This is a genomic window from Streptomyces sp. NPDC055078 (genome assembly GCF_053607985.1).
In genome coordinates this window covers 1-1,349 of sequence record NZ_JBSGUP010001115.1, presented here as the reverse complement: position 1 = coordinate 1,349, position 1,349 = coordinate 1, and the positions used below count along the sequence as shown (strand labels likewise).

The 1,349-nt window shown below is 73.2% G+C and carries 1 protein-coding gene; it reads left to right on the top strand.

Annotated elements, in window-relative coordinates:
* Positions 1-318 precede the first annotated feature (318 nt).
* Positions 319-1,349, top strand: a 1,031-nt coding sequence (locus ACWF94_RS40575; protein ID WP_453500324.1) for a phage holin family protein, incomplete at its 3' end; no start/stop codon positions are given.

Here is a 1,349-nt window from a genome sequence, read left to right as displayed (position 1 = left end):
GGGTCTCCCCAGACCCACCGGGCCGAGGTGGGCCCCTCCCACGCCGGAGGCTGTGGGGGAGGATCGCAAGGCGGAGGATCATCCTCGTACTGGACGTACTCGGATGACTCCGACAACACAGCGTGGGGGTCCCCACGGGCCGCTAGGCCCAGGGGGAGCGTGCCGGGCGTCGCGGGCCAGGCGGGACTTTCGCAACACGCCCTGGGCCCGGCGCCGGGTACATGTGTTCTGGCCAGGGCACCGGGGGACAGCCCGGCTTGATCACGCCCCTGGCTGTGCCAGGCTGGAGACCGGATTCCGGGAAGGGGTGGAGGCGGCGTGGCCGAAGGGCGATGGCGCAGGGCGGGCAGTGCCCTGCTGCGGGTGGTCGTGGTGTGGGCGGTGTCCACCCTGACGATGCTGGCACTCGCCGGACTGCTGCCCGACTTCCAGCTCCAGTCCGACGACGGTGACAGCGCCACCCGCACCGCCGTCACCGCGGCCTGGGGCGCGGGCGCCTTCGGTCTGCTGACCGCGCTGGTGTGGCCGCTGGTGGTACGGGCGCTGCTGCTTGTACCGGCGCTGGTGCTCGGCCTGCTGGTCTTCTTCCTCAACGGCTCGCTGCTGCTGCTCGCGCTATGGCTGATTCCCGACGACCGAGGCGACGCCGCCCCCGAGACCGCGGTCGTCGTCGCCGCGGTGATGTCCGCCGTCGCCTCGGCCACCTCCACCGCGCTCGCCGTCCGCGACGACAACGCCTACCGGCGCAGACTCTCCCGGCTCGCCACCCGCCGCCGGCGCCGCCAGCGCGGCTCCGACGCCGGTGACGAGGTCACCGGCTGCCCCGGCGTGGTCTTCCTCCAGCTCGACGGCGTCGGGCACGAGGTGCTGCTGCGCGCCGCGAAGGACGGGGTGATGCCGACCGTCGCCGACTGGCTCGCCACCACCCACCGGCTCACCCCCTGGCGCACCGACTGGTCCAGCCAGACCGGCGCGAGCCAGCTCGCCATCCTGCACGGCTCCAACCACGATGTCCCCGCCTTCCGCTGGTACGAGAAGGACAGCGGCCGGATCATGGTCAGCAACCGGCCCGCGAGCGCCGTGGAACTCCAGCGCCGCGCCGTCGCCAGCACCGGCGACGGCGGGCTCCTCACGGTCGACGGCGCGAGCCGTGGCAATCTCTTCAGCGGCGGGGCCGACCAGGTCGCGCTGGTGCTCTCTGTCTCCACCCGGCGCGGCCGGGCGAATCGTTCCCGCGCGGGCTATTTCGCGTACTTCTCCGATCCCGCGAACGCCGTCCGCACCGCCGTGTCCTTCATCGCCGAGGTTGCCCGCGAGATCCGGCAGTCGATCCGCGCCCGGCTGCGCGG